The sequence below is a fragment of the Janthinobacterium sp. GL_088 genome, from assembly GCF_057837845.1.
The window spans coordinates 1,357,231-1,379,999 of the sequence record NZ_CM174453.1 but is presented as its reverse complement, the minus strand read 5'-3'; the positions used below and the strand labels follow the sequence as shown (position 1 = coordinate 1,379,999).

At 63.8% G+C, this 22,769-nt stretch carries 18 protein-coding genes; 2 read left to right on the top strand and 16 right to left on the bottom strand.

Annotation, left to right across the window (positions count from 1 at the left end; translation table 11 throughout):
* Positions 1-24: 24 nt before the first annotated feature.
* The 10 genes from AC3IQ7_RS06220 to AC3IQ7_RS06175 form a co-directional block, all read right to left on the bottom strand.
* Positions 25-621, bottom strand: coding sequence for a PqiC family protein (locus AC3IQ7_RS06220; RefSeq protein WP_489208628.1), 597 nt, complete (start codon positions 619-621; stop codon positions 25-27).
* The gene (locus AC3IQ7_RS06215; RefSeq protein ID WP_099379341.1) at positions 618-2,249 is read right to left on the bottom strand and encodes a PqiB family protein; all 1,632 of its coding nucleotides are present in this window, start codon (positions 2,247-2,249) and stop codon (positions 618-620) included. Before AC3IQ7_RS06215 ends, AC3IQ7_RS06220 begins: the two co-directional genes overlap by 4 nt.
* Entirely contained in the window at positions 2,242-3,534 is a 1,293-nt protein-coding gene (locus tag AC3IQ7_RS06210) for a paraquat-inducible protein A (RefSeq protein ID WP_489208627.1), read from the bottom strand. The genes AC3IQ7_RS06215 and AC3IQ7_RS06210 overlap by 8 nt, the downstream gene beginning before the upstream one ends.
* A gap of 128 nt (positions 3,535-3,662) precedes the next feature.
* Positions 3,663-5,012, bottom strand: coding sequence for an amidase (locus tag AC3IQ7_RS06205; RefSeq protein WP_489208626.1), 1,350 nt, complete (start codon positions 5,010-5,012; stop codon positions 3,663-3,665).
* A 5-nt stretch (positions 5,013-5,017) separates the two neighbouring features.
* A complete protein-coding gene (locus tag AC3IQ7_RS06200) occupies positions 5,018-5,695 on the bottom strand; it encodes a DUF2848 domain-containing protein (RefSeq protein WP_219311135.1) in 678 nt (225 codons plus the stop codon).
* 7 nt (positions 5,696-5,702) lie between these two features.
* Positions 5,703-7,031 carry an MFS transporter gene (locus AC3IQ7_RS06195; protein ID WP_489208625.1) on the bottom strand — a complete coding sequence of 443 codons (1,329 nt, stop codon included), beginning with the start codon at positions 7,029-7,031 and terminating at the stop codon, positions 5,703-5,705.
* Positions 7,032-7,139: 108 nt separating this feature from the next.
* A complete protein-coding gene (locus AC3IQ7_RS06190; RefSeq protein WP_099379336.1) occupies positions 7,140-7,811 on the bottom strand; it encodes a DUF4286 family protein in 672 nt (223 codons plus the stop codon).
* Between the two features lie 147 nt (positions 7,812-7,958).
* Positions 7,959-8,885 carry a LysR family transcriptional regulator gene (locus tag AC3IQ7_RS06185; RefSeq protein ID WP_099379335.1) on the bottom strand — a complete coding sequence of 309 codons (927 nt, stop codon included), beginning with the start codon at positions 8,883-8,885 and terminating at the stop codon, positions 7,959-7,961.
* Positions 8,886-8,942: 57 nt separating this feature from the next.
* Positions 8,943-10,178 (bottom strand): M20/M25/M40 family metallo-hydrolase, encoded by a 1,236-nt coding sequence (locus AC3IQ7_RS06180; protein ID WP_489208624.1) that lies wholly within the window; start codon positions 10,176-10,178, stop codon positions 8,943-8,945.
* On the bottom strand, positions 10,175-11,407 hold the full coding sequence (locus AC3IQ7_RS06175; RefSeq protein ID WP_489208623.1) for a urate hydroxylase PuuD: 1,233 nt from the start codon (positions 11,405-11,407) through the stop codon (positions 10,175-10,177). Before AC3IQ7_RS06175 ends, AC3IQ7_RS06180 begins: the two co-directional genes overlap by 4 nt.
* 131 nt (positions 11,408-11,538) lie before the next feature.
* Here AC3IQ7_RS06175 and AC3IQ7_RS06170 point away from each other — a divergent pair, with 131 nt between their 5' ends.
* Together AC3IQ7_RS06170 and AC3IQ7_RS06165 are read left to right on the top strand one after the other, a co-directional pair.
* Positions 11,539-12,477 carry a LysR family transcriptional regulator gene (locus tag AC3IQ7_RS06170; protein WP_034754583.1) on the top strand — a complete coding sequence of 313 codons (939 nt, stop codon included), beginning with the start codon at positions 11,539-11,541 and terminating at the stop codon, positions 12,475-12,477.
* Positions 12,478-12,550: 73 nt separating this feature from the next.
* Positions 12,551-14,305 carry an allantoate amidohydrolase gene (locus tag AC3IQ7_RS06165; protein WP_489208622.1) on the top strand — a complete coding sequence of 585 codons (1,755 nt, stop codon included), beginning with the start codon at positions 12,551-12,553 and terminating at the stop codon, positions 14,303-14,305.
* Positions 14,306-14,307: 2 nt separating this feature from the next.
* Here the strand turns inward: AC3IQ7_RS06165 and AC3IQ7_RS06160 are convergent, their stop codons facing one another.
* The 6 genes from AC3IQ7_RS06160 to AC3IQ7_RS06135 form a co-directional block, all read right to left on the bottom strand.
* Positions 14,308-15,543, bottom strand: coding sequence for a Zn-dependent hydrolase (locus AC3IQ7_RS06160; protein ID WP_489208621.1), 1,236 nt, complete (start codon positions 15,541-15,543; stop codon positions 14,308-14,310).
* 10 nt (positions 15,544-15,553) lie between these two features.
* Entirely contained in the window at positions 15,554-16,945 is a 1,392-nt protein-coding gene (hydA, locus tag AC3IQ7_RS06155; RefSeq protein ID WP_099379330.1) for a dihydropyrimidinase, read from the bottom strand.
* Between the two features lie 17 nt (positions 16,946-16,962).
* Positions 16,963-18,447, bottom strand: coding sequence for an NCS1 family nucleobase:cation symporter-1 (locus AC3IQ7_RS06150; RefSeq protein WP_099379329.1), 1,485 nt, complete (start codon positions 18,445-18,447; stop codon positions 16,963-16,965).
* Positions 18,448-18,569: 122 nt separating this feature from the next.
* Positions 18,570-19,850, bottom strand: a complete 1,281-nt coding sequence (gene preA / locus AC3IQ7_RS06145) for an NAD-dependent dihydropyrimidine dehydrogenase subunit PreA (protein WP_199534451.1) — start codon at positions 19,848-19,850, stop codon at positions 18,570-18,572.
* A complete protein-coding gene (locus AC3IQ7_RS06140) occupies positions 19,850-21,217 on the bottom strand; it encodes an NAD(P)-dependent oxidoreductase (RefSeq protein WP_489208620.1) in 1,368 nt (455 codons plus the stop codon). Before AC3IQ7_RS06140 ends, preA begins: the two co-directional genes overlap by 1 nt.
* A gap of 46 nt (positions 21,218-21,263) precedes the next feature.
* Positions 21,264-22,766, bottom strand: coding sequence for a CoA-acylating methylmalonate-semialdehyde dehydrogenase (locus AC3IQ7_RS06135; RefSeq protein ID WP_099379326.1), 1,503 nt, complete (start codon positions 22,764-22,766; stop codon positions 21,264-21,266).
* Positions 22,767-22,769: the final 3 nt, after the last annotated feature.

Sequence of the window (22,769 nt, the reverse complement as noted above, 5' to 3'; positions counted from 1 at the left end):
CGGGACTGGATAGCGGAAAGCGGCTCAGGCGGCCGGACAGGCGGCGTTGCCGTTGTCAAAAGCGCGCACCACGCTCGCCGTATCGGCGGCGATGCGGCTCACGGCGCGGCGATGGCCGAGCACCAGTTCATCGTAGCCGGCACCCACTTTTTCATTGGCTATCGTGCGGCAAGTGACTACCTTGCTGCTGGCCAGCTGGCGCACGCTCCACACGGCGTCGATCAGCGCGTACTGTCCCATCACCGATTCAAAACGCTGCACGTTGGTACTGATGCGGTACACGGGCAAGTTGTCCGGATGCGGCGTGCGGAATACATCGATGGCGCCCAGATCGTTCGTCACCGCCGTCGACAGGGCCTGGCCGATCTCGCCGGCCAGCGGCCCCGCCCAGCGCTGCTGCTCCAGCAATTCGATGCGGCCCGATGGCGCCGTCACAACAAACTGGTTGCGGCTCACCTGCTGCGGCACGCTGACGGCCAGCACCTCGACATAGTATTTGACGGGTTTGGCCGGCTGCGCGTCGGCGCCGCCACTGAGCGTATAGAAATGCTCGGGCCGTGGCGTGGAGCAGGCGCCCAGCAGGCTGGCCGCCAGCAGCGCGGAAAAAATTGGCTTCATCATTTTTTTTCATCTCCTTTTTTACCGCGGATCAAGGACTCGGGATGACGTTCCAGGTAGTCCGACAGCGCGTTCAGCGATTGCAGGGTTTGCGTCAACTGCTGCAAGGCCTGGCGCACGTCCGACTGCAGCGGCGAATCCTTTTGCAGCACCTGTTCGGCCGTACCGAAGGTCTGTTTCGCCGCCGTCAGGGTATCGCGCATCTCCGGCACCACCTGGCCATCGAGCTGCTTGAACAGGGTATTGGCTTGCTTGATCGTGGCGTTCAGGTTGCTGCCGATTTCCGCGTACGGCACCTGGTCCAGCTTGCGGGCGATGCTGGCGATCTGCGTCTGCAGTTCATCGAGGGTATTCGGCACGGTCGGCACTTCCAGCGGATACTTGTTCAACTCCAGCGTCACCTTCGGCGCTTTCGGGAAGAAGTCCAGCGCGATATACAACTGGCTGGTCAGCAGGTTGCCCGTGCGTAGCTGCGCGCGCAAGCCACGGCTGACCATGCGTTCGAGCAGCTGGTGACCGGCCGAGCCTTCCTCATCGTCGACAGCGGCCTTGAAGCGCATGCCCAGGCGAGCCGGATACAGATTGACGGTGACGGGCATGCGGAAGTTCTTCTTCACAGGATCGAACTCGATGCCCACCGAACGCACCTCGCCCAGCACGATCCCGCGGAAGTCCACCGTGGCGCCAGGCTGCAAGCCGCGCAGCGACTGGTCGAAATAGAACACGGTGGTGATCGCCTCGCCATCGGGTTCGCGCATGGCGCTGGCCTCGTCGGCCGCCAGGCGGAAATTGGTATTGGCCGGCGCCGGCTCCTCCGGCTTGCGGCCATTTTCCGCCTCGAAGGCAATGCCGCCCACCAGCATCGCCGCCAGCGACTGCGTATTCAATTTGAAGCCGTTGGAATCCAAGCGCACGTCGACGCCGCTGGCATGCCACCAGCGCGCATTCTTGCCGACGAACTGGTCGTACGGCGCATTCACGAAGACGGACATGGTGATGCCGTTGCCATCCTTGTCCAGCGCGAAGCTGACCACCTTGCCCACGCGCAGGCGGTGGAAGAACAGGGGCGAGCCCACGTCGACGGAGCCGAGACTGTCCGCATGCAGGGTGTACAGCTTGCCCTTCTGGTCACCGGCCACGGCGGGCGGACTCTCCATGCCGAGGAAATTCTCCTTTTTGGCTTCCGACTTGCCCGTATCGACGCCGATGTAGGCACCCGACAGCAAGGTGCCCAGGCCCGTCACGCCGCTGGCGCCGATCTGCGGGCGCACCACCCAGAAGCGCGAATCGGCGGTGGCGAACCGGCGCGCTTCCTTGCTCATGTCGATCGTGACCAGCACCTTGCTCAAGTCCTCGCCCAGAGTGATGGCGCGCACCTGGCCGATATCGACATCCTTGTATTTGACCTTGGTCTTGCCCGGCTCCAGTCCTTCGGCGCTCTTGAAGCTGACCGTCACCGTGGGTCCCTGGTCGAGGATGGACTTGGCGGCCAGGCCGGCGCCGATCAGCGCGGCCAGCAGCGGAATGAGCCATACCAGCGACGGCAGCCAGCGGCTGGCCGGATCCACATCGGGTTCGGGCAGAGGCCGCGCGCCGGTTTCGGCAAGGTCGCCCGTTTCTTTGTCAGCCATGCTGTTCTCCAATCACTGTATTGTTTCCGGTATTTGCTGCACTGCTGCGTTTTTCATCCTCGGCCGCCTTGTCGTCGACGGGGTCCCAGATCAGGCGCGGGTCGAACTGCATCGCCGCCAGCATGGTCAGCACCACCACGGCGCCAAAGGCCAGCGCGCCGGGGCCGGCCGTGATCACGGCCAGCGACTTGAAGCGCACCAGCGCCACCGTCAGGGTGACGACAAAGATGTCGAGCATGGACCAGCGGCCGATGAATTCGACCATGCGGTACAAGATGGTGCGCTGGCGCGGCCGCCACCGCGAGCGCCGCTGCGCCGTAAACGCCAGCAGCGCCAGCACGCCCAGTTTCAGCATCGGCACGACCACGCTGGCGATGAAAATGATGATGGCCAGGCCTTTCGAGCCGCTGGTCCAGAACAGCACCACACCGCTCATGATGGTGTCGTCCTGCGCGCCGAACAGCGATTGCGTCACCATCACGGGCAGCAGGTTGGCGGGAATGTAGAGGATCATGGCGGCGATCAGCAGGGCCCAAGTGCGGTTGATGCTGTCCGGTTTGCGCACGTGCAGGGCCGTGCCGCAGCGCACGCACGCCAGGTGCTTGCCCTTGCTCCGGGGCGGTGCCACCAGCCCGCAGGCATGGCAGGGCAACACTTTCTCGCCCGGTGCGAAGGCCTTGTAGCGGATGCCGGGCAGCGCTTGGCGGGTCAGGTCGTCGCCCAGGTTCCACAGGGCCTTGGGGTCGAACGAGACGACGATGGCCAGCATCAGGGTCAGCGCGCCAAACGCGAACAAGCCCGGTTGCGGCAGCACCGTGGCCAGGCTGGTCATCTTGACGACGGTGATCAGGATGCCAATCATCAGCACCTCCGTCATGCCCCACTCGCGCGCCGTCTGCACGGCGCGCAGCACGCGGTTGAAGCCCGGTACCTTGACGCCGCCGCGCAGGCCCAGAGCCACATACAGCAGGGAACCGAGTTCGATGGCGGGAAAGAGGATGGTAAACAGGAAGACCATCGTCGCGACGATGTGCATCTGCTCGGACCACAGCACGCGGATGGAACCGAGCAAGGTGGCGCTGGAAGTGAGACCATTGACGTCGAGTTCGACGATGGGGAAAAACTGGGCGATCAGGAAGACAAAGGCGGCGCCCAGGGTCAGTGCCACCACCTTGGTCAATTCGGCCGATGCGCCGCGCGCGTGCGCGCCCCGGTATAGCACCGAGCGGCAACGGATGCAGCGCGCCTTTTCGCGTGGACGCAGCGGACGTTTGCGGTACAGCACGCCGCAGTCATGACAGCTAATCAGGTCGTATCGGTGCACAGTATGAAGTTTGCCGGCGCCCGAAGCGCGACTTTCCCATGTTAATACCAGCCATCATGACAGAGTTGGCATTTTCCTGCACTACGGCACTATTCTTTTTCACTCCCCCGCAACAGCGCCTCCACGGCGCGGCCGATTTGCAGTACCCGATCGTCGGCGCCCGCCAGGCCGCAGATGCCCAGGCCCACGGGCAGCTCACCCTCTGCATGGCATGGCAGCGACAGCGCGCAGCCGTCGAGGAAGTTGATCACGCTGGCGTTGCGCAGCACCAGGCCATTCGTGGCAAAGAAGGTGGCGTCATCCGCTTCCAGCGGCGCGACTTCCGGCGCGAGAATCGCCACGCTGGGCATCAGCCAGGAGTCGAATGGCGCCAGACGCTGCTTCGCGATGGCGATCAGGCGCGCGCGCGCATCGAGCAAGTCGATGTAGTCAGCCGCGCCCTGCTGCTGGCCACGGCGGATGCGCGCCGCCACGCGCTGGTCGTATTGCGCGCCCTTCTCTTCCAGCAGCGCCCTGTGCCAGTGCCAGGCTTCCGCCGCCACCAGTCCACCGCCGCCATTGATCGTCGGTAGCTCCAGCAATTCGGGAAAGTCGAACTGCTCCACCAGGGCCCCGGCTTGCCGCAGTTTGTCCAGCGCGGCATCGAAAGCCTGCTGCACCTGCGGCGCCACATGCGTGCCGACGTAGTCAAGGGTAAAGCCGAAGCGCAAGCCTTTCAGTGCTGGCGCCTGCGCGCCGATGTCATTGCCCGACAAGGCCGCGTACAACATGGCGCAGCAGTCGACGCTGTGTGCGATGGGGCCGGCCGAATCGAGGGAGCGCGACAGAGGCACCGTGCCGGCCAGCGACACGGAAGCCGCCGTCGGCTTGAAACCCGTCAGGCCGCAAAAGGCGGACGGGATGCGGATCGAGCCGCCCGTGTCCGTGCCCAGCGCACCGGCCGCCATCGCCAACGCCACCGTCACGGCACCGCCCGAGGTGGAGCCGCCCGCGACCCGTTCGCGGTCGTGCGGATTGCGCGGCGTGCCGTAATGGGGATTCAATCCCAGGCCGGAAAACGCGAATTCGCTCATGTTGGTGCGGCCCAGCAGGATGGCGCCGGCCGCGCGCAGGCGCGCCACGGCAAGCGCATCGGCAGCGGCGGGCGGGGCGTCAGCCAGCGCCAGCGAGGTGGCGCTGCTGACCTGCCCCCTGACGTCAAACAGATCCTTGATAGAGATGGGCACGCCGGCCAGTGGCGAAGGCACCAGGCCTGCGGCGCGTGCCGCATCACTGGCACGGGCCTCGGCCAGCGCCTGCTCTCCATCAAGGCTGACATAGGCATGGCCGCCCTGCGCCTGATGCGCCTCGGCGCGTGCCAGCATGCGTTGCGTCAGTTCCACGCTGGTGATGCGGCCGGCGGCCAGGTCGGCGGCCAGTTCACGGATGGTCTTGGTCATTGCATTTATCCTTCCACGGGCAGGGTTTGCACGGCATAGCGGTGCTGCAGGCGGCGCTGCAAAGCTGGATCATACAGCTCCAGTTCGAAGGCGTCGCCATGGCCCATTTCGCCGATGATGGGCTGCGTGCCGCAGAACATGGCGCTGCCCACCGGCAGGGTCGCCTGCCCCGTGTAGCGCAAGATCAGGTCCTCCGGCGACAGCATGCGCGTCACGGGACCATCCTGGTACAGGGCCGGCACGCCGGCGCGCTCGCGCCAGGAGCGCATCTGCAACTGGTCCCAGTGGCCGGCCACGTCGGCATAGCGCCACAGGGTGTCGCCTACGGGCTTGCCGCACATCTGCTTGGACACCGTCACGCCATAGCTTTCCACCTTGCGGTCCGTATGATCGGAGCCGATGCCCACCAGCAGGCCGTATGCCGTGGAAAACAGCACGAATTCCGCCTCGCCGGACGAATCGCTGCCCGGCACTTCGATGGCGGCGTCGCTGGAGAGCAGGGCCGCAGAGACCCGGTAAAACGTCGGCACGCTTTTCGGACGCGCCACGCCGATGGCTTCCAGTTCGGCGATATGGTGCTCCACCATCGCCATGTCGCGGCCCGTCCAGCCGGCGATGATGAGGTGATCGATGTCGAAGGTGACGGGGCCGTGGCCGGCCAGGTTGAAGGTATGGGTGGTCATGATTTTCTTATTCCTCAAGGGGGCCGCGGCCCGTTTCTCTGGCCGCAAAGACGGCGGCGCCGGTGATCAGCAAGGCGGCCGCCACATACAGCGAGACGGCCATGGTGCTGTTGTACGAGCGATACAGGCTGGCGATGACGAGCGGCGCGAAACCGCCGCCGATGACGCCGGCCAGGGTGTAGGCCAGCGAAGACCCCGCATAGCGTACCTTGGTAGGGAACTGCTCGATGACGAAGGCGGCCTGCGGACCGTACATGATGGCGTGGATGACCAGGCCCACGACGACGGCCGTGACGATGGCGGCCGGGCTGGCCGTGTCTAACAAGGTAAAGAAGGCAAACGCCCACACGAGACCCAGGATGGCGCCCAGCGCATACACGGGACGGCGGCCGATCTTGTCCGACAGCGCGCCAAACACGGGCACCGCCAATGCATTGCAGGCCGTGCCGATCATGATGGCGGTCAGTGCCAGCGTCGACGACAGGTGCAGCACCGTCGTCACGTACGTCAGGGTGAACACCACCACCAGTGCATACAGCACGTCCGAGCCGATGCGCACGCCGCCGGCGATCAGCAAACGGCGCCAATAGAGGCGCAGCACGTCACCGATCGGCGCTTCCGCCTTCGCATCCTGCTGATCGAGTTCCTTGAACAGCGGAGTTTCCTCGATGCCGCTGCGTATCCACATGCCGAACGCCACCAGCAGCAGGCTGGCGATGAATGGCATGCGCCAGCCCCAGTCCATGAATGCTTCATGCGGCAGCAGGTAGGTGATCAGGCCAATGCAGCCGGTCGCCAGCAAGGTGCCAAACGAGGGACCCACCTGCGTCCACGAAGCGTTGCGGCCCCGCTTGTCCGGCGCGCCGTGTTCGACGGAGATCAGCACGGCGCCCGCCCATTCGCCGCCGAGCGCGATGCCCTGCACGAAGCGCAGCGCCACCAGCAGGACCGGGCTCCAGATGCCGGCCGTCGCATAAGTCGGCAAGAGGCCCATCAGGCCCGTTGTCACGCCCATCAGCATCAGGGTCACCACCAGCACCCAGCGACGTCCCAGCTTGTCGCCCAGGTGACCGAAGATCACGCCGCCGATGGGACGCGAGATATAGCCGACGGCATACGTGGAAAAGGCCAGGATGGTGCCCGTCAGCGGGTCGAACGAGGGAAAGAACAGGTGGTTGAAGATCAGTGCGGCCATGGTGTTGTAGACGGTGAAGTCATACCATTCCAGGGTCGTTCCGACCATGCTGGCCGTGGCCAGGCGGCCCGTCTTGGCCGTCGTAGCCTTCTCGCCCGGTGCCTGGGCCGCCGGATGCGCAGCGTTCGTATATGTGCTCATTGCCTACCTCTCTCGTCAGTTTTATTGCAGGCCCGGCGCAGGATGCTTTGCCCTGCGCCGTGGCCCGTGTCTCGTGTTATCCGTGCCGGCAAGATGCGCGCGGCAATGTCAGGCCGCGTGCAGGTCGGCCTCGCGCAGTTGCCAGGACAGTTGCAGGATGGCTGCCTCGGCGCCATCAAGGCCCAGCGCCGCGCTGGCGGCATCGGCGGCCGCCGCGGCGGCGCTTTCCGACGAGGCGTCGATCAGGAAAATCGGATCGAGCACGCGGCCCTCCTTCTGCTCCGCAGGCAGGGGGCCGGACAGCTTCGCGTCAGGTGTCAGCAGGCGCGTGGCAATGACGCCGTCGATCTGCAACAGCTTTGTTCCCAGCGTCGCCAAGCCTGCCACGGCTTGCGCATCCTGGCCAATGGCGGGCGCGCCCAGGCGCAGCACGGCCAGCCAGGCGCCCGTGCCCATGCCCGTTTCCGCCTCGATGGCGCAGACGCGGCGCATCGGATCGACCATACGCTGCAAGTTCGTCACCGACCATGGCGTCTGCTGGCCGAAAGCCTTGAAGTAGTCAGTAGTCTGGAAGGCGCCCAGCGAATCGGTGCGGTACAGGCCCAGGTACTTGCGGGGACCGCGCACACTCTGGTAGCGCGTACCGCTGACAAAGCCGGGAATGCGCACGCGCTCTTCCACGTGTTCGCGGTCGTACCAGCGGTTGAAATCGCGTTCGTGTTCGGGGTCGGCGCTGGTCCAGACAAACAGGATGCCTGGCAAGGTGGGGGACGTCGTCATGATGGTTCCGTTCTGCGTTATGGATGGTGTGCCAACCCAGAATAGGTGGCGCGCCATCACTTGGCAAACGGGTTATTCTGAACGCGACTGATAAGTTTTTCTTGTGGATCGCCGAGGTGGCAGCAACTTATAACAGCAATTTAATTGTCACGCCCGAACACCGGCGCCATATTCCTCACCCAGTCCCAGAGTGAACCTGGCCGCCTCCTCGCACGCCAGCATGGCCACCAACTGGATCGCTTCCGTCGTGAGGTCTTCACTGTAGCTGATGACGATGCGCTGCGGCGCAAGGCTGCTGGTGCAGGGAATCAGGGCAATGTGGCCCTGCTCGATTTCCTCGCGCAGGGGCGCCAGCGGCAGCACGGCGATGCCGAAACCCGCTTTGACCAGGCGCACGATGGCGGAGATCGAGCTGACGCAGTGGACGCGGCCCAACTGCACGCCCTCATCCTGGCACAACGCCTTCAAGGCGGAATGCGGCTGCGAGCCCCGGTTCATGGTGATGATCGGGTGCTGCGCCAGTTGCGCCACCGTGAAGGGCTTGCCCGTGTCGGGCCAGTCGGCAGCCCTGCCGGCCCAGCCCATGGCGATGGCGCCGCTGCCCGTACTGCGGATATGGTCGCCCGTCAGCATGTCCGTCTGCAGCGCAATATCGAGCTCGCCCTGTTGCAGCTGTTCGTGCAGGCGGCGCGTCGATTCCGACGTCAATTGAATTTCGATGCCCGGATAGCGCTCCTGCACGCGCTGCAGGAACGGGATCAGCCAGGTATGCACGATGGTTTCGATGACCCCGATGCGCACTTCGCCCGTGATCAGCGCGGGCGAGGAATTGGCTGCGTACATGTCGCGGCACAGTTCCAGCATGCGCTCGGCGTACACGAGCAGGTTACGCCCGGCGAAGGTCAGGCGGATTTCACGCGCGTCGCGGTCGAACAAACGCGTGCCGAAATCCTGCTCCAGCGAGGCGATGCGATTGGAAATGGCCGCCTGCGTGATGTGCAGCTTGTCGGCCGCCGTGCGAAAACTGCCCAACCGTGCAGCCCAGACAAACGCTTCGAGAAAACGGGTATTCAATGGCGCTCTTCTTCACATAAGGTGTGGTCGCCCCATTGTAAGCCAAAGCGCCCCGTCCTATTTCTCCGCCAGGAAGTCCAGCAAGGTCAGGGCGACGATCTTGCTGGCCTTGCGCAAGTCGTCCAATGCCAGGCGTTCATCGGCCTTCTTCGCATTCGATTCTGGCACCGTGCGCGGGCCGGCGCCATACAGCACGGCGGGGATGCCCCGCTCGCCATACAGGCGCGCATCCGCATACAGGGGCGTGCCGACGGCGGGAATCGTCTCGCCCAGAATCGCCTGCGCATTCCTTTGCAGACTGCCGACCAGCTGCTCGGAACCGGGCAAGGGGCGCAGCGCGTGCGACAGCAGCAGGCGGCGGATCTCGATGCGGATGCCCGGCTCGCCGTGCACGGCGTCCTCGATCAGCGCGCGCACCTGCGCTTCCACCGCCACCGGATCTTCTTCCGGAATCATGCGGCGATCCATCTTCATGACGACCTTGCCCGGCACCACATTGGTATTCGTGCCGCCGTCGATGCGCCCCACCAGCATGGTGGGCGAGTCGATGCCGACCACTTTCGATTTGATCTTTTTCAGCTCCGGCAGCTGTCCATAGATCGCATTGAGTATCTTGTTGGCCGCCTGCAGCGCGTCGTGCCCCGTCTCCGGCATGGAGCCGTGGCCGGACTTGCCGTGCACGGTGATTTCCAGCTGCAGGCAGGCGTTGTGCGCCGTGACGATACCGTAGCTGAAACCGGCGGCGATGACGAAATCGGGCTTCGTCAGCTGCTGTTCCAGCAGCCAGCCCGGTCCCAGCAAGCCGCCGAATTCCTCGTCGTACGTAAAATGCAGTTCCAGCTGGCCTTTGAGTGGGATACCCAGCGCCTCCAGGGCGCGCGCGGCAAACACATAGGTGGCGAAATCGCCCTTCGACACGGCCGTCGCGCGGCCGTAGATATAGCCGCCGTCGATCTGGCCGCCATACGGCGGATACGTCCAGTTGTCGCCGGGCGGCACCACGTCGCCATGCGCATTCAGGGCCACGGTCGGCCCGCCTGCACCATAAGGCCGGCGCACGATCAGATTGGTGATGCTCTGCATGCCGTAGGCCTCGACCTGGTCGGCAGGCACAGCGTGCTTTTCAGCGTGCCAGCCATATGCCTGCAGCAATTGGGCCACCAGATCCGCATGCGGCGCGTTATTGCCGGGCGGCGTATCCGTCGGCTGCTGCACCACCTGCTGTAAAAAGGCGACTTCCTCGTCGAAGTGCTCGTCGATCCAGGCCGTGATTTTTTCTGCGTGCGTAGTCATTTTTTTCCTTGCATGGTCTGTTGCAGCCAGGCGCCAAGTTCACTGCGCTCAGCCTCCGTCATATTCGTCAGGTTCCCGATCGGCATGGCCTTCAATTCAATGGCCTGCTTGTAGATTTGCGCCGCGTGCTGGCGGATTTGGGTTTCATTATCGAGCATCATGCCGGCCGGCGCCGTGGCAAAACCAGCTTGCGTGGGCTGGGCCGAATGGCAGGTGGCGCAGCGCTGGGCGATGATGGCATGCACGCTCTTGAACTGCGCGACAGGATCCACCGCCGGCGCGGCCGCCACGGCCACCGGTGCTTTCGGCGCGATGGCGATAGCCACGGCCAGCAGCAGTGCCACGCCGATGGCCGGATAGCGCCACTCGACTCTTCCCTTGTGGCGCAGGTTGAAGAAGTGGCGGATGAAGACGCCGGCCGCCATGATCAGTGCCAGCACCAGCCACGCGTGGTCGTTGCGGTAAGTCATCGCGTAATGGTTGCTGATCATGATGAACAGCACCGGTAACGTAAAATAATTGTTATGCACGCTGCGCTGCTTGGCCTTCAAGCCGTGCTTGGGATCGGGCAGCTTGCCGGCCGCCATGGCCTCGACCATCTTGCGCTGGCCGGGAATGATCAGCATCAGCACATTGGCCACCATGATGGTGCCAATCATGGCGCCCACGTGGATGTAGGCAGCGCGCCCGCTGAGCAAATGCGTGAGCACGTAGGCGGCGCCGACGATCAGCGCGAACACCGTCACGCCGAACCACAATTCATACTGCGCCAATTTTGACCTGCACAGCAGGTCGTACACGGTCCAGCCGATGACGAGGGTGGCGATGCCGATGCCGACGGCCTGCCCGCTGGAGATATCGGCCACGGCCTTGTCGATCATCATGGCCTGCGCATTGAAGTAATACGCGATGGTCAGCAGCGCAAAACCGGACAGCCACGTCGAATACGCTTCCCACTTGAACCAGTGCAGTTCCTTCGGCAATTCGGCGGGCGCCACCAGGTATTTTTGCGGGTTGTAGAAACCGCCGCCATGCACGGCCCACAGTTCTCCCGACACGCCCTTCTTCGCCAGCTCGGAGCCGGGCGCGGGCGGGCGGATCGAGTTGTCGAGCCAGACAAAATAAAAGGAAGCACCGATCCAGGCGATGCCCGTGATGACGTGCAGCCAGCGGACGATCAGGTTCAGCCACTCAAGGCCGTACGGGATCAGGTAGGCAAATACTTCCATAAATTTCCTCTAGTCAGACCGAACCAATATTCGTGCCAATCTACACAAGATAAACGGATTTACCGCCCATCACATGAAAAATATCGTATATTTGACATATTCAAATCGATATACAACAAAGCCGCCGCCACATGTCCAGCCTGCCGCAACACCTCGACCTGCACCTGATCCGCATCCTCTACCTGCTACTGGTGGAAAAGAATGTCTCGCGCGTGGCACTCAAACTCAATCAGCCGCAGCCTTCGATTTCCGCCTCGCTGCGCAAGCTGCGCGAACTGACGGGCGACCCGCTGCTCGTGCGCGGCGCGCGCGGCATGGTGCCGACCCAGCATGGCGAAAGCCTGCTCAATCCGGCCAAGCGCATCCTCGACCAGACGGAAAGCCTGTTCGTCAAGAAGACGCCGTTCGTGGCGCAGGAAGAGGCGCGCACCTTCCATATCGCCGCGCCCGACTACCTGGATAGCCAGTTCCTGCCCAATGTGGTGGCCCTGCTGCGCCGCGGTTCACCGAAAAGCCGCGTCGTGCTGCATAGCCTGGGGCCGGGCATCGACCATATCCGCCAACTCTCCGATGGGGGCCTGGACCTGGTGATCGCCAACTGGGACGAGCCGCCCGCCCACCTGCACATTTCGAAGCTGTTCGAAGACCCGATCATCTGCGCCATGCATGCGGAAAACGCCTATGCGCGCCGCACGGCCAGCGACGCCATGACCCTCGACGACTATCTGAGCCTGCCCCACGTGGCGCCGTCGCAGATGATGCCCGGCTACCACGGCGTGATCGACTCCTTCCTCGAACGGCAAAATCTGCAGCGCAACGTGGTGGTGGAATCGGCGTACTTCGGCCTGATCCCCTACATGCTGACGCAGACGGACCTGGTACTCACCACGGGCCGGCAATTCATGCGTTTCTATGAAAAGACCCTGCCGCTGAAAACGTATACCGTGCCTCTGAAATTCCCGCCCATGCGCTTTTACCAGTTGTGGCACCAGCGCGTGCACCAGGCGCCCGAGCACAAATGGCTGCGCGACCAGGTCAGCGCGGCCGCCAAGGCGCTGGTGCAGCGATAGCCGCTATCAGCACGCGCATATAATGGAGACAGGAACGGGGCGCTATCATCACCGCTTGCATGATCGGAAAACCATGACCACCCTTTCAGACCTGAACGCCGGCAGCCCGGCAGACTTTATCGCACGGCTGCATGGCATCTATGAACACTCGCCCTGGATCGCCCAGCGTGCGGCACCGGCCCGGCCGTTTGCCAGCCTGACGGCACTCAAGACGGTGCTGCAGCGCGTGCTGGCGCAAGCTTCGCCCGAAGAGCAGCTGGGGCTGATACGCGCTCACCCGGAGCTGGCCGGCAAGGCTGCCATCGCAGGACAGCTGACGGCGGAATCGACGCGCGAGCAGGCCAAGTCCGGTCTGAACCTGTGCAGCGCCGAGGAGTTTTCCACCCTGCAGCGCCTGAATAGCGACTACAACGCCAAGTTCGGTTTTCCCTTCATCCTGGCCGTCAAGGGCCCGACGGGCGAAGGCTTGACGCGCCAGGACATCATCGCCACGTTTGCGCGGCGCCTGAAGAACCGGCGCGCCGATGAACTGGCCGAATCGCTGCGGCAGATCAAGCGCATCGCCGAACTGCGCCTGAACGAGCTGTTCGACGTGCGCCTGGACTTCGGCCCGGCCATCATGCAGCAGGCGGAAACCTTGGCCGGCTGGAGCGACAGCGATTACAACCTGACCTGCGCCTATCTGACGCCGGCGCACCAGAAGACGGCCGCGCAGCTGGCCGACTGGATGCGGGATGCCGGCATGCAGGTGCACATCGACGCCGTCGGCAATGTCGTCGGCCGCTATCTGTCCGACGCGCCAGGCGCGAAAACCCTGATGACGGGATCCCATTACGATACGGTGCGCAACGGCGGCAAGTACGATGGCCGGCTGGGCATCGTGCTGCCGATCGCCGTCGTGCGCCACCTGCATGAGCGGGGCGAAAAGCTGCCGTTTCACTTCGAGATTGTCGGCTTCGCCGAGGAAGAAGGCGTGCGCTTCAAGAGCACGTTTTTGGGCAGCACGGCTGTCACGGGCAAGTTCGACGTCTCGCTGCTGGAGCAACTCGATGCGGATGGCGTGAGCATGCGCGACGCGCTGGCCGCCGCCGGCCACGAGGCGAGCGCCATCGGCGCCATCGCGCGCGATCCGGCCGACTTGCTCGGCTATGTGGAAGTGCATATCGAGCAGGGTCCCGTGCTGCTTGAACGCGACCTGCCGCTGGGAATCGTCACGGCGATTGCCGGCAGCTCGCGCTACCTGGTCAATCTTGGCGGCGTGGCCAGCCACGCGGGCACCACGCCCATGACCATGCGCAAGGATGCGGCCAGCGCGGCCGCCGAAATCATCCTGCTGGTGGAACAGCGCTGCAACCAGGGCGAGGCGCTGGTGGGTACCGTGGGCCAGCTGCACGTGCCCAACGGTTCCGTCAACGTGATCGCCGGCGCCTGCACCCTGTCGCTCGATATCCGCGCAGCCAGCGACACCGTGCGCCAGGCGGCCGTCGACGATATCCTTGATGGCATCGCCGCTATCTGCGCACGGCGCCAGATCGACTATCATCTGGAACTGCTGCTGTCGGCGCGTGCGGCGCCGTGCGCGCCATGGCTGATGGCGCAGCTGGCGCAAGCCGTGGAATCGGTCGGCATCGAACCGTATGCGCTGTTGTCGGGCGCCGGCCACGACGCCATGGCCATGGCCGCCATCACCGACGTAGCCATGCTGTTTACCCGCTGCGGCAATGGCGGCATCAGCCACAACCCGCTGGAAACCATGACGGCAGACGACGCCGACATCGCGGCGCGTGCGCTGCTGGCGTTTTTGCGCAGCTTCCAGCCGAAGCCCTGAGCTTACACAGCCACGGCCCGCTCCAGCATCGCGTGCAGCAGCACGTTGCAGCCCGCTTCCAGGTGCTCGGGCTTGGCGTCTTCGATTTCATTGTGGCTGATGCCGTCCTTGCACGGCACGAAGATCATGCCCGCCGGCGCCAGACGGGCCGCGTAGATGGCGTCGTGGCCGGCGCCGGAGACCACGTCCATCACCGAGTAGCCCAGCTTTTCAGTTGCGTTGCGCACGGCACCCACACAATCGGGGTGGAACGGGCATGGCGGGTAGTAGGACACTCTTTCCAGTGAAATGCCCAAGCCTGACTTCGCGCGCGTGGCGTCAATAAAAGCCGTGATCTCGCCATGCATGGTGTTGAGCAGTTCGTCGTTCACGTTGCGCAGGTCGATGCTGAATGTGACTTCGCCGGGGATCACGTTGCGGCTGTTCGGGAAGACCTGCACCATGCCCACCGTGCCGCGTCCATATGGCGGGTAGCGGTTGGCAATCGCCACCACCTCCTGCATGATGCTGGTGGCCACCTGCAGCGCATCCTTGCGCAATCCCATGGGCGTGGGACCCGCATGCGCTTCCATGCCCGTGACCACGCAGTCATACCACGACAGGCCCATCACGGCAGGCACCACGCCGATGACTTTATCGGCATCTTCCAGCACGGGGCCCTGTTCGATATGCGTTTCAAAATAGGCGCCGATGGGATGGTCGCCCGGCACCTGCTCGCCCTTGTATCCGATGCGCGCCAGCTCCTCGCCCACGGTTTTTCCTTCCGTGTCTTTCGCCGCATACGCCGTCTCCAGCGAGAAGGCGCCGCAGAACACGCCGGAACCCATCATCACGGGCACGAAGCGCGAGCCTTCCTCATTGGTCCAGAAGGCCACCTCGATGGGCGCCAGCGTCTTGATCTGTAAATCGTTCAAGGTACGCACCACTTCCAGGCCGGCCAGCACGCCGTAATTGCCATCGAACTTGCCGCCCGTGGGCTGCGTGTCGATATGGCTGCCCGTCATCACGGGCGGCAGGCTATTGTCCGTGCCGTCGCGGCGCATGAAGACGTTGCCGATCTGGTCGATCGTGATGCTCATGCCCGCTTCGCGGCCCCAGCCTACCACCAGGTCGCGGCCTTCTTTGTCGAGGTCCGTCAGGGCCAAGCGCTTGACGCCGCCCTTCGCTGTCGCGCCGATCTGCGCCAGTTCCATCAGGGCCGCCCACAGGCGCTCACCATTGATACGCAATGCATCCATCGTCAACTCCTTATGCGGTGGTGGCGGAAAACGCGGGCCGTTCGACATAGCGCCCTGCCCCTTCGACGGCCATCAGCTCGCCCTTGTGGAACACCACCTTGCCAGCGGCAATCGTGGTGCTGGGGATGCCGCGCACGGTGCGCCCTTCGAAGACGTTGAAGCCTCCCTTGGCGAACTGCGTGGCGGCGGAAATGGTGCGCGTGCCCTGCGGATCCCATAGCACGATGTCGGCATCGCTGCCCGCGGCGATGACGCCCTTGCGCGGATACATATTGAAGATTTGCGCCGCATTGGTGGAACTCACCTTGACGAATTCGGAAGGCGTCAGCATGCCGGAATTGACGCCAGCGTCCCACACCACGGCCATGCGTTCCTCGACGCCGCCGCAACCGTTCGGGATGCGCGTGAAGTCGTCCTTGCCGGCCGCCTTCTGCTCGGTGCAAAAGGTACAGTGGTCGGTGGCTGTCGTGTGCAGGTTGCCGCTTTGCAGGCCGTGCCACAAAGCTGCCTGATGGTGCTTGCCGCGAAACGGAGGGCTCATGACGTGGCCCGCCACGTAGTCGAAATCGTCGCTCTGGTAGACGCTGTCGTCGATCACCAGATGGCCCGCCAGCGCTTCGCCATACACGCGCTGACCGTTGGCGCGCGCCCGCGTGATGGCGTCGAGCGATTCCGCGCACGAGACATGCACGATGTAGACAGGCGTATTGAGGACGTTGGCAATGGCGATGGCGCGGTTGGCCGCCTCCGCTTCCACGGCCGGTGGGCGAGACAGCGGGTGCGCCTGCGGTCCGGTAATCCCCTTCTTCAGCAAGGCTTGCTGCAATTGAAAAACCAGCTCGCCGTTTTCCGCGTGCACGGTGGGCAGCGCGCCCAGCTCCAGGGAACGGGTAAAGCTTTTTACCAGTGTTTCATCGTCGGCCATGATGGCGTTTTTGTAGGCCATGAAGTGCTTGAAGCTGTTCACGCCATGCTCGCGCACGAGGATGCCCATTTCTTCATGCACCTGCTCGCTCCACCAGGTGATCGCCACGTGAAAGGTGTAGTCGCCGGCCGCCTTGGCCGACCACGCACGCCACTGGTGATACGCCTCGATCAGCGACTGCTTCGGTGCCGGAATGACGAAGTCCATGATGGTGGTGGTGCCGCCCGCCAGTCCCGCCGCCGTGCCCGTGAAAAAATCGTCGGACGTCACGGTGCCCATGAAGGGCAGATTCATGTGCGTGTGCGTGTCTATCCCGCCCGGCATCACGTACAGGCCGCCCGCGTCGATCACCGTGGCGCCAGCCGGAACCGGCAGGTTCTCGCCGACGGCGGCGATGATGTCGCCCTCGATCAGCACATCGGCGCGAAACGCGCGGTCGGCGTTGACGACGGTACCGCCACGTATCAGTGTAGTCATCTTGTCTCCTTGATTGATTACGACTGCGGCGCCTGCTGCACGTGCGCCACGGCCTTGCCCTTCATCATGACGCCGTACACGACGGCGGCGATGGCCACGCCCACGAACCAGGCGTAGGTGTAGATGGTTTTAAAGCCTTCGGCCACGCCGGGAAACGCCGCGGGAAAGGCCGCATTCAAAAAGCCGGGGATGTTCGGCAGCACGGCGATGACAAAGGCGATCAGGGCCGCCATGTTCCAGCCATTGCCATACGAGTAGACGCCGTCGTCGCGGTACAGCTGTTTGACGTCGAGCTGCGTCTTGCGCACAAAATAATAGTCGACGATGAGGATGCCGGCGATGGGTCCCAGCAGGGCCGAGTAGCCGATCAGCCACGTGAAGATATAGCCCTGCGTCGATTCGAGCACCTTCCACGGCATCATGACGATGGCGATGAAAGCCGTGATGTAGCCGCCCATCTTGTACGAAATCTGCTTCGGCGCCAGCGAGGAAAAGTCATACGCGGGGCCCACCAGGTTGGCGGCCAGGTTGACGCTGACCGTGTCGATCAGGAGGATGATCAGGGCGATCAGCACGGCGGCGCCCGTCATGCGGCTGGCCAGATCGACGGGATCCCATATGGCCTTGCCGTACATGACGACGGAGCCTGCCGTGACGATCACGGCCAGCATGGCCAGGAGGCCCATCGGCACCGGCAAGCCGATCGACTGGCCGATCACCTGGTCGCGCTGCGTCTTGGCGAAGCGCGTGAAGTCGGGGATATTCAATGCCAGGGTGGCCCAGAAACCCACCATGGCCGTCAGCGATGGCCAGAAGACGCTCCAGAACTGACCCGCTTTTTTACCGCCGGGGATGAATTGCGATGGCTGGTCCAGCAGGCTGGCCACGCCGCCGGCCTTGCTGTGCACCCAGTACAGCAGCACGAAGCAGATCAGGATTTTCAGCGGCGCCGTGTAGGTTTCGAGCTTGCGGATCGACTCCATGCCATGCAGGATGTAATAGAACTGGATGGCCCAGAAAGCCAAAAAGCACAGCAACTGGCTGCCGTTGATGCCCAGGCCCGCGATCTTCTCGCCGCCCAGTTCATGGCCCACCAGCACGCCCATCAGGGTATAGATCATCTGCCCGCCGAACCAGGTCTGAATGCCGTACCAGCCGCAGGCGACGATGGCGCGCATCAGTGCCGGCAGGCGCGCGCCCATGGTGCCGAACGAGGCGCGCGCCAGCACGGCATATGGAATGCCGTACTTGGTGCCCGCATGGCCGATCAGCAGCATCGGCAAGAGCACGATGGCGTTGGCGAGAAATACCGTGAGCACGGCCTGGTAACCGGACATGCCGCTGTCGATCAGGCTGGCCGACAGGGTGTAGGCGGGAATGCACATCACCATGCCCACCCACAGCGCGGCGAAGTGATACCAGCGCCAGGTGCGCTGCGCCGTCGTGGTGGGCGCCAGGTCTTCATTCCAGAGTTGCGTATTGCCTGAATAGTCGTGGTTCACAGGTATGCTCCATCGGTTGGGAGGGGATCGGTTTTATAGAAACGGCTCGACTTTTAAGTCAATCTAGCTTACCGCAAAGGCCAGCCGCTGTTTACAAATAAAACGCACGCAATAACCGTGCCCTATGCCGTCTCCGCCAATGCCCGTGGATTCCTGGGGTCCTGCGTCCAGTTCATGTATGGCTTGCCTGTCGTCTGCGGCACCATCGTGATGCAGCCCTGCACCGGACAGGTGATTTCGCACAGATTGCAGCCCACGCATTCCTCCTTGATCACCTCATATGTGCGCGTGCCGGCGGCGTCGATCAGCTGCGCAATCGACTGGTGCGAGGTGTCTTCGCAAGCCACGTAGCACTTGCCGCATTTGATGCAGTCGTCCTGGTTGATCTGCGCAATCACCTGGTAATTCATGTCCAGGTATTTCCAGTCCGTCGTGTTGGCCACGGCCTTGCCGGAAAAATCGCTGATGCGTTCATAGCCCTTCTCGTCCATCCAGCGCGACAGGCCATCCTTCATCTCGTCGACGATGCGAAAACCATGCAGCATGGCGGCCGTGCAGACCTGCACGCAGCCCGCGCCCAAGGCGAGGAATTCGGCCGCGTCGCGCCAGTTGCCGATGCCGCCGATGCCGGAGATGGGCAAGCCCCGCGTCTGCGGATCGCGGGCGATTTCCGCCACCATGTTCAGCGCGATCGGTTTGACGGCAGAACCGCAATAGCCGCCATGCGTGCTGGCGCCGCCGACGATGGGCAAGGCCACCATGCGGTCCAGGTCCAGCGAGGTGATGGAATTGATGGTGTTGATCAGCGAGACGGCGTCCGCGCCACCCGCCTTGGCCGCGCGCGCCGGCATGCGCACGTCCGTGATGTTGGGCGTGAGCTTGACGATGACGGGCAAGCGGCTGTGCTTCTTGCACCAGGCGGTCACCATCTGCACATACTCGGGCACCTGGCCCACGGCCGCGCCCATGCCCCGCTCGGGCATGCCGTGCGGGCAGCCGAAATTGAGCTCGATGCCGTCCGCTCCCGTCGCCTCGACCTTGGGCAGGATGTCGGCCCAGTAGTGCTCTTCGCAGGGCAGCATCAGGGAGACGATCATGGCGCGGTCGGGCCAATCCTTTTTCACCTGCGTGATCTCGCGCAGATTGATCTCAAGCGAGCGGTCGGTAATCAGTTCAATGTTGTTGAAGCCCACCACTTCGCGGTTCTTGCCATACAGGGCGGAGTAGCGCGACGAGACGTTGACGGCGGCCGGGTCTTCACCCAGGGTTTTCCACACGACGCCGCCCCAACCCGCTTCGAAGGCGCGCACCACGTTGTAGGCCTTGTCGGTCGGCGGTGCGGACGCCAGCCAGAAGGGATTCGGCGCCTTGATGCCGCAAAATTCGATGCTGAGATCAGCCATTATGCAGCCTCCACTTTATTGAACAAATCGGAATGGATCGCCAGTGCGGCCAGCTTGCCATGCTGGACGGCTTGCACCGTCAGGTCCTGCCCCGGCGCCACGCAGTCGCCGCCCGCATAGATCCCCGGCAGCACCGTGCGAAAGAGCGCATCGACGGCGATCTTGTCGCCTTCGCGCTGCAGCAGCGACGCCATCGGATCATGCAGCACATCGGTGTCGAGGCTCTGGCCAATGGCCTTGAAGATGGCGTCGGCCGCCACGTCGAACGTTTCACCCGTCCCCGCCAAACGCGTGCCCTGCATGCGCGTCTTCTCGAAACGCATGCCGGCGACCTTGCCGTCAGTATCGAGCAGCACCTGCTGCGGCTGGGCCCACGTCAGCATGCGCACCTGGTTGGCCTTGGCGATTTCCTGTTCATGGTGGGTGGCCGTCATGGCGTCGAAGCCGCGCCGGTAGACGAGGGTGACTTCCTCGGCGCCGAGCCTTTGAATCTGCACCGCCATGTCGATGGCCGTATTGCCGGCGCCAATCACGATGGCGCGTTTCGGCACGGGCAGCGCGGCCAAGTCGTCCGCCTGGCGCAGCGCGGCGATGTAATCGACGGCGGCCAGCAAGCCAGGAGCATCTTCGCCCGTCAGTCCAAGCTTGCGGCTGGCGCCCAGGCCCAGTCCCAGGAACACGGCGTCGTACTGCGCATGCAAGTCGCGCAACTGCAGGCTCTCGCCCAGCGCCTGGCGACATCGGATCTCTATGCCGCCGATGTCGAGCAGGAAGTCGATTTCCTTCTGTGCGAAATCGTCCGTCAGCTTGTACTTGGCGATGCCGTATTCATTCAGGCCACCTGCCTTGCCTTCCTTTTCAAAGATCACCACGTCGTGGCCCAGCATGGCCAGGCGATGCGCGCACGACAGGCCGGCGGGACCCGCGCCGACGATGGCAATCGTCTTGCCTGTGCTTGCAGCCCGCTGGAACGGATGGCGGGTGAAGTGCATGTGGTCGACGGCATAACGCTGCAAGAGGCCAATCTTGACGGGCTGGCCTTCCGCGTCGTGGTTGCGCACACAGACGTCTTCGCAGAGGATTTCCGTCGGGCAGACTCTGGCGCAGCTGCCGCCCAGGATATTCTGTTTCAGGATGCCGGCGGCGGCGCCGTTGATGTTCTTGTCGTGGATGTTGCGGATGAAGCTGGCCACGTCGATTTCCGACGGACAGATGCGGCTGCACGGCGCGTCGTAGCAGTACAGGCAGCGGGCGCTTTCGATGGCCGCCTGGCGCGCCGTGAGCGGCGGCGCCAGGTCCGTGAAATGGCCCGCCAATTCCTCGTTGGGCAGGGCGGGATGGGGCAAATAGTTCAAAGACTCGATCATCGCGTATTCCTCTTGTTCTGTGCGGCCGGCTTGTGATTTGAAACCCTTACTTCATCTGGGGAAAAGCAAATTCCACACCAGCGCTTGCCGTGTTCGGCCAGCGCTGCATCACGGCCTTGTGGCGCGTGTAGAACCGCACGCCTTCGGGACCATACGCGTGGTGGTCGCCGAACATGCTGCGCTTCCAGCCTCCGAAACTGTTGAAGGCCATCGGCACGGGCAAGGGGATGTTGACGCCCACCATGCCGACCTGGATCTGGCGCACGAATTCGCGCGCCACGCCGCCATCGCGCGTGTAGATGGCTACGCCGTTGCCATACTCGTTGGCGTTGATCAGTTCCACCGCATGCACCACGTCAGGACACCGGAGCACGCACAGCACGGGGCCGAAAATCTCTTCCTTGTAGATGCTCATGTCGCGCGTGACGTGGTCGAACAAGGTGCCGCCGACAAAGAAGCCGTTCTCGCGTCCCGCCACCACGTGGTTGCGGCCATCGACCACCAACGTCGCGCCCTGCTCCACGCCGGAGGCGATGAGTTTTTCGATGCGCTGCTTGGCGGCCAGCGACACGACCGGTCCCATTTCCGCACCATCTTCCATGCCGTCGCGCACTTTCAGTGCGGCCGTGCGCGTTGCCAGTGCGTCGATCAATTTGTCGCCCGCGTCGCCCACAGCCACCACAACGGAGATGGCCATGCAGCGCTCTCCTGCCGAACCGTAGGCCGCGCCTATCAGCGCATCGACCGTCATGTCCATGTCCGCGTCGGGCATTACCACCATGTGGTTCTTCGCGCCGCCCAGCGCTTGCACGCGCTTGCCGCTGGCGCCGCCGCGCGCATAGATGTATTCCGCGATTGGCGTCGAGCCGACAAAGCTGATCGCCTGCACGACGGGGTGGTCGAGCAAGGCGTCGACCGTGACCTTGTCGCCTTGTACCACGTTGAATACGCCGTCGGGCAAGCCCGCTTCTTTCAGCAGTTTCGCGTGCAGCAGGGAGGCCGATGGATCACGCTCGGACGGCTTTAATACAAAGGTATTGCCGCAGGCAATCGCGACGGGGAACATCCACATCGGCACCATCACGGGGAAATTGAATGGCGTGATGCCGGCCACCACACCGAGCGCCTGACGCATGGACCAGGCGTCGATGCCGCGCGAAATCTGGTCCGTGAATTCACCCTTCAGCAGTTGCGGAATACCGACGGCAAACTCCACCATCTCAATGCCGCGCGCCACCTCGCCCTGGGCATCGGCAAAGGTCTTGCCATGCTCGCGCGTGAGCATGGCGGCAAAGTCGTCCGTGTGCTGCTGGCATAGCTGCAGGTAGCGGAACAGGACACGGGCACGCGTCAGGGGCGGCGTGGCCGACCAGGAGGGAAAGGCGGCGGCGGCCGCCTGCACGGCCGCGTCCACGTCTTCCACGGTGCCCAGCGCCACCCGGGCCACGGGCTCGCCCAGGGCGGGGTTGTAGACGTCGCCGTAGCGGCCGCTCCGGGTATCGACCTTGGCGCCGTTGATAAAGTGGGTAATCGTATCGAGATCGTTCATGGT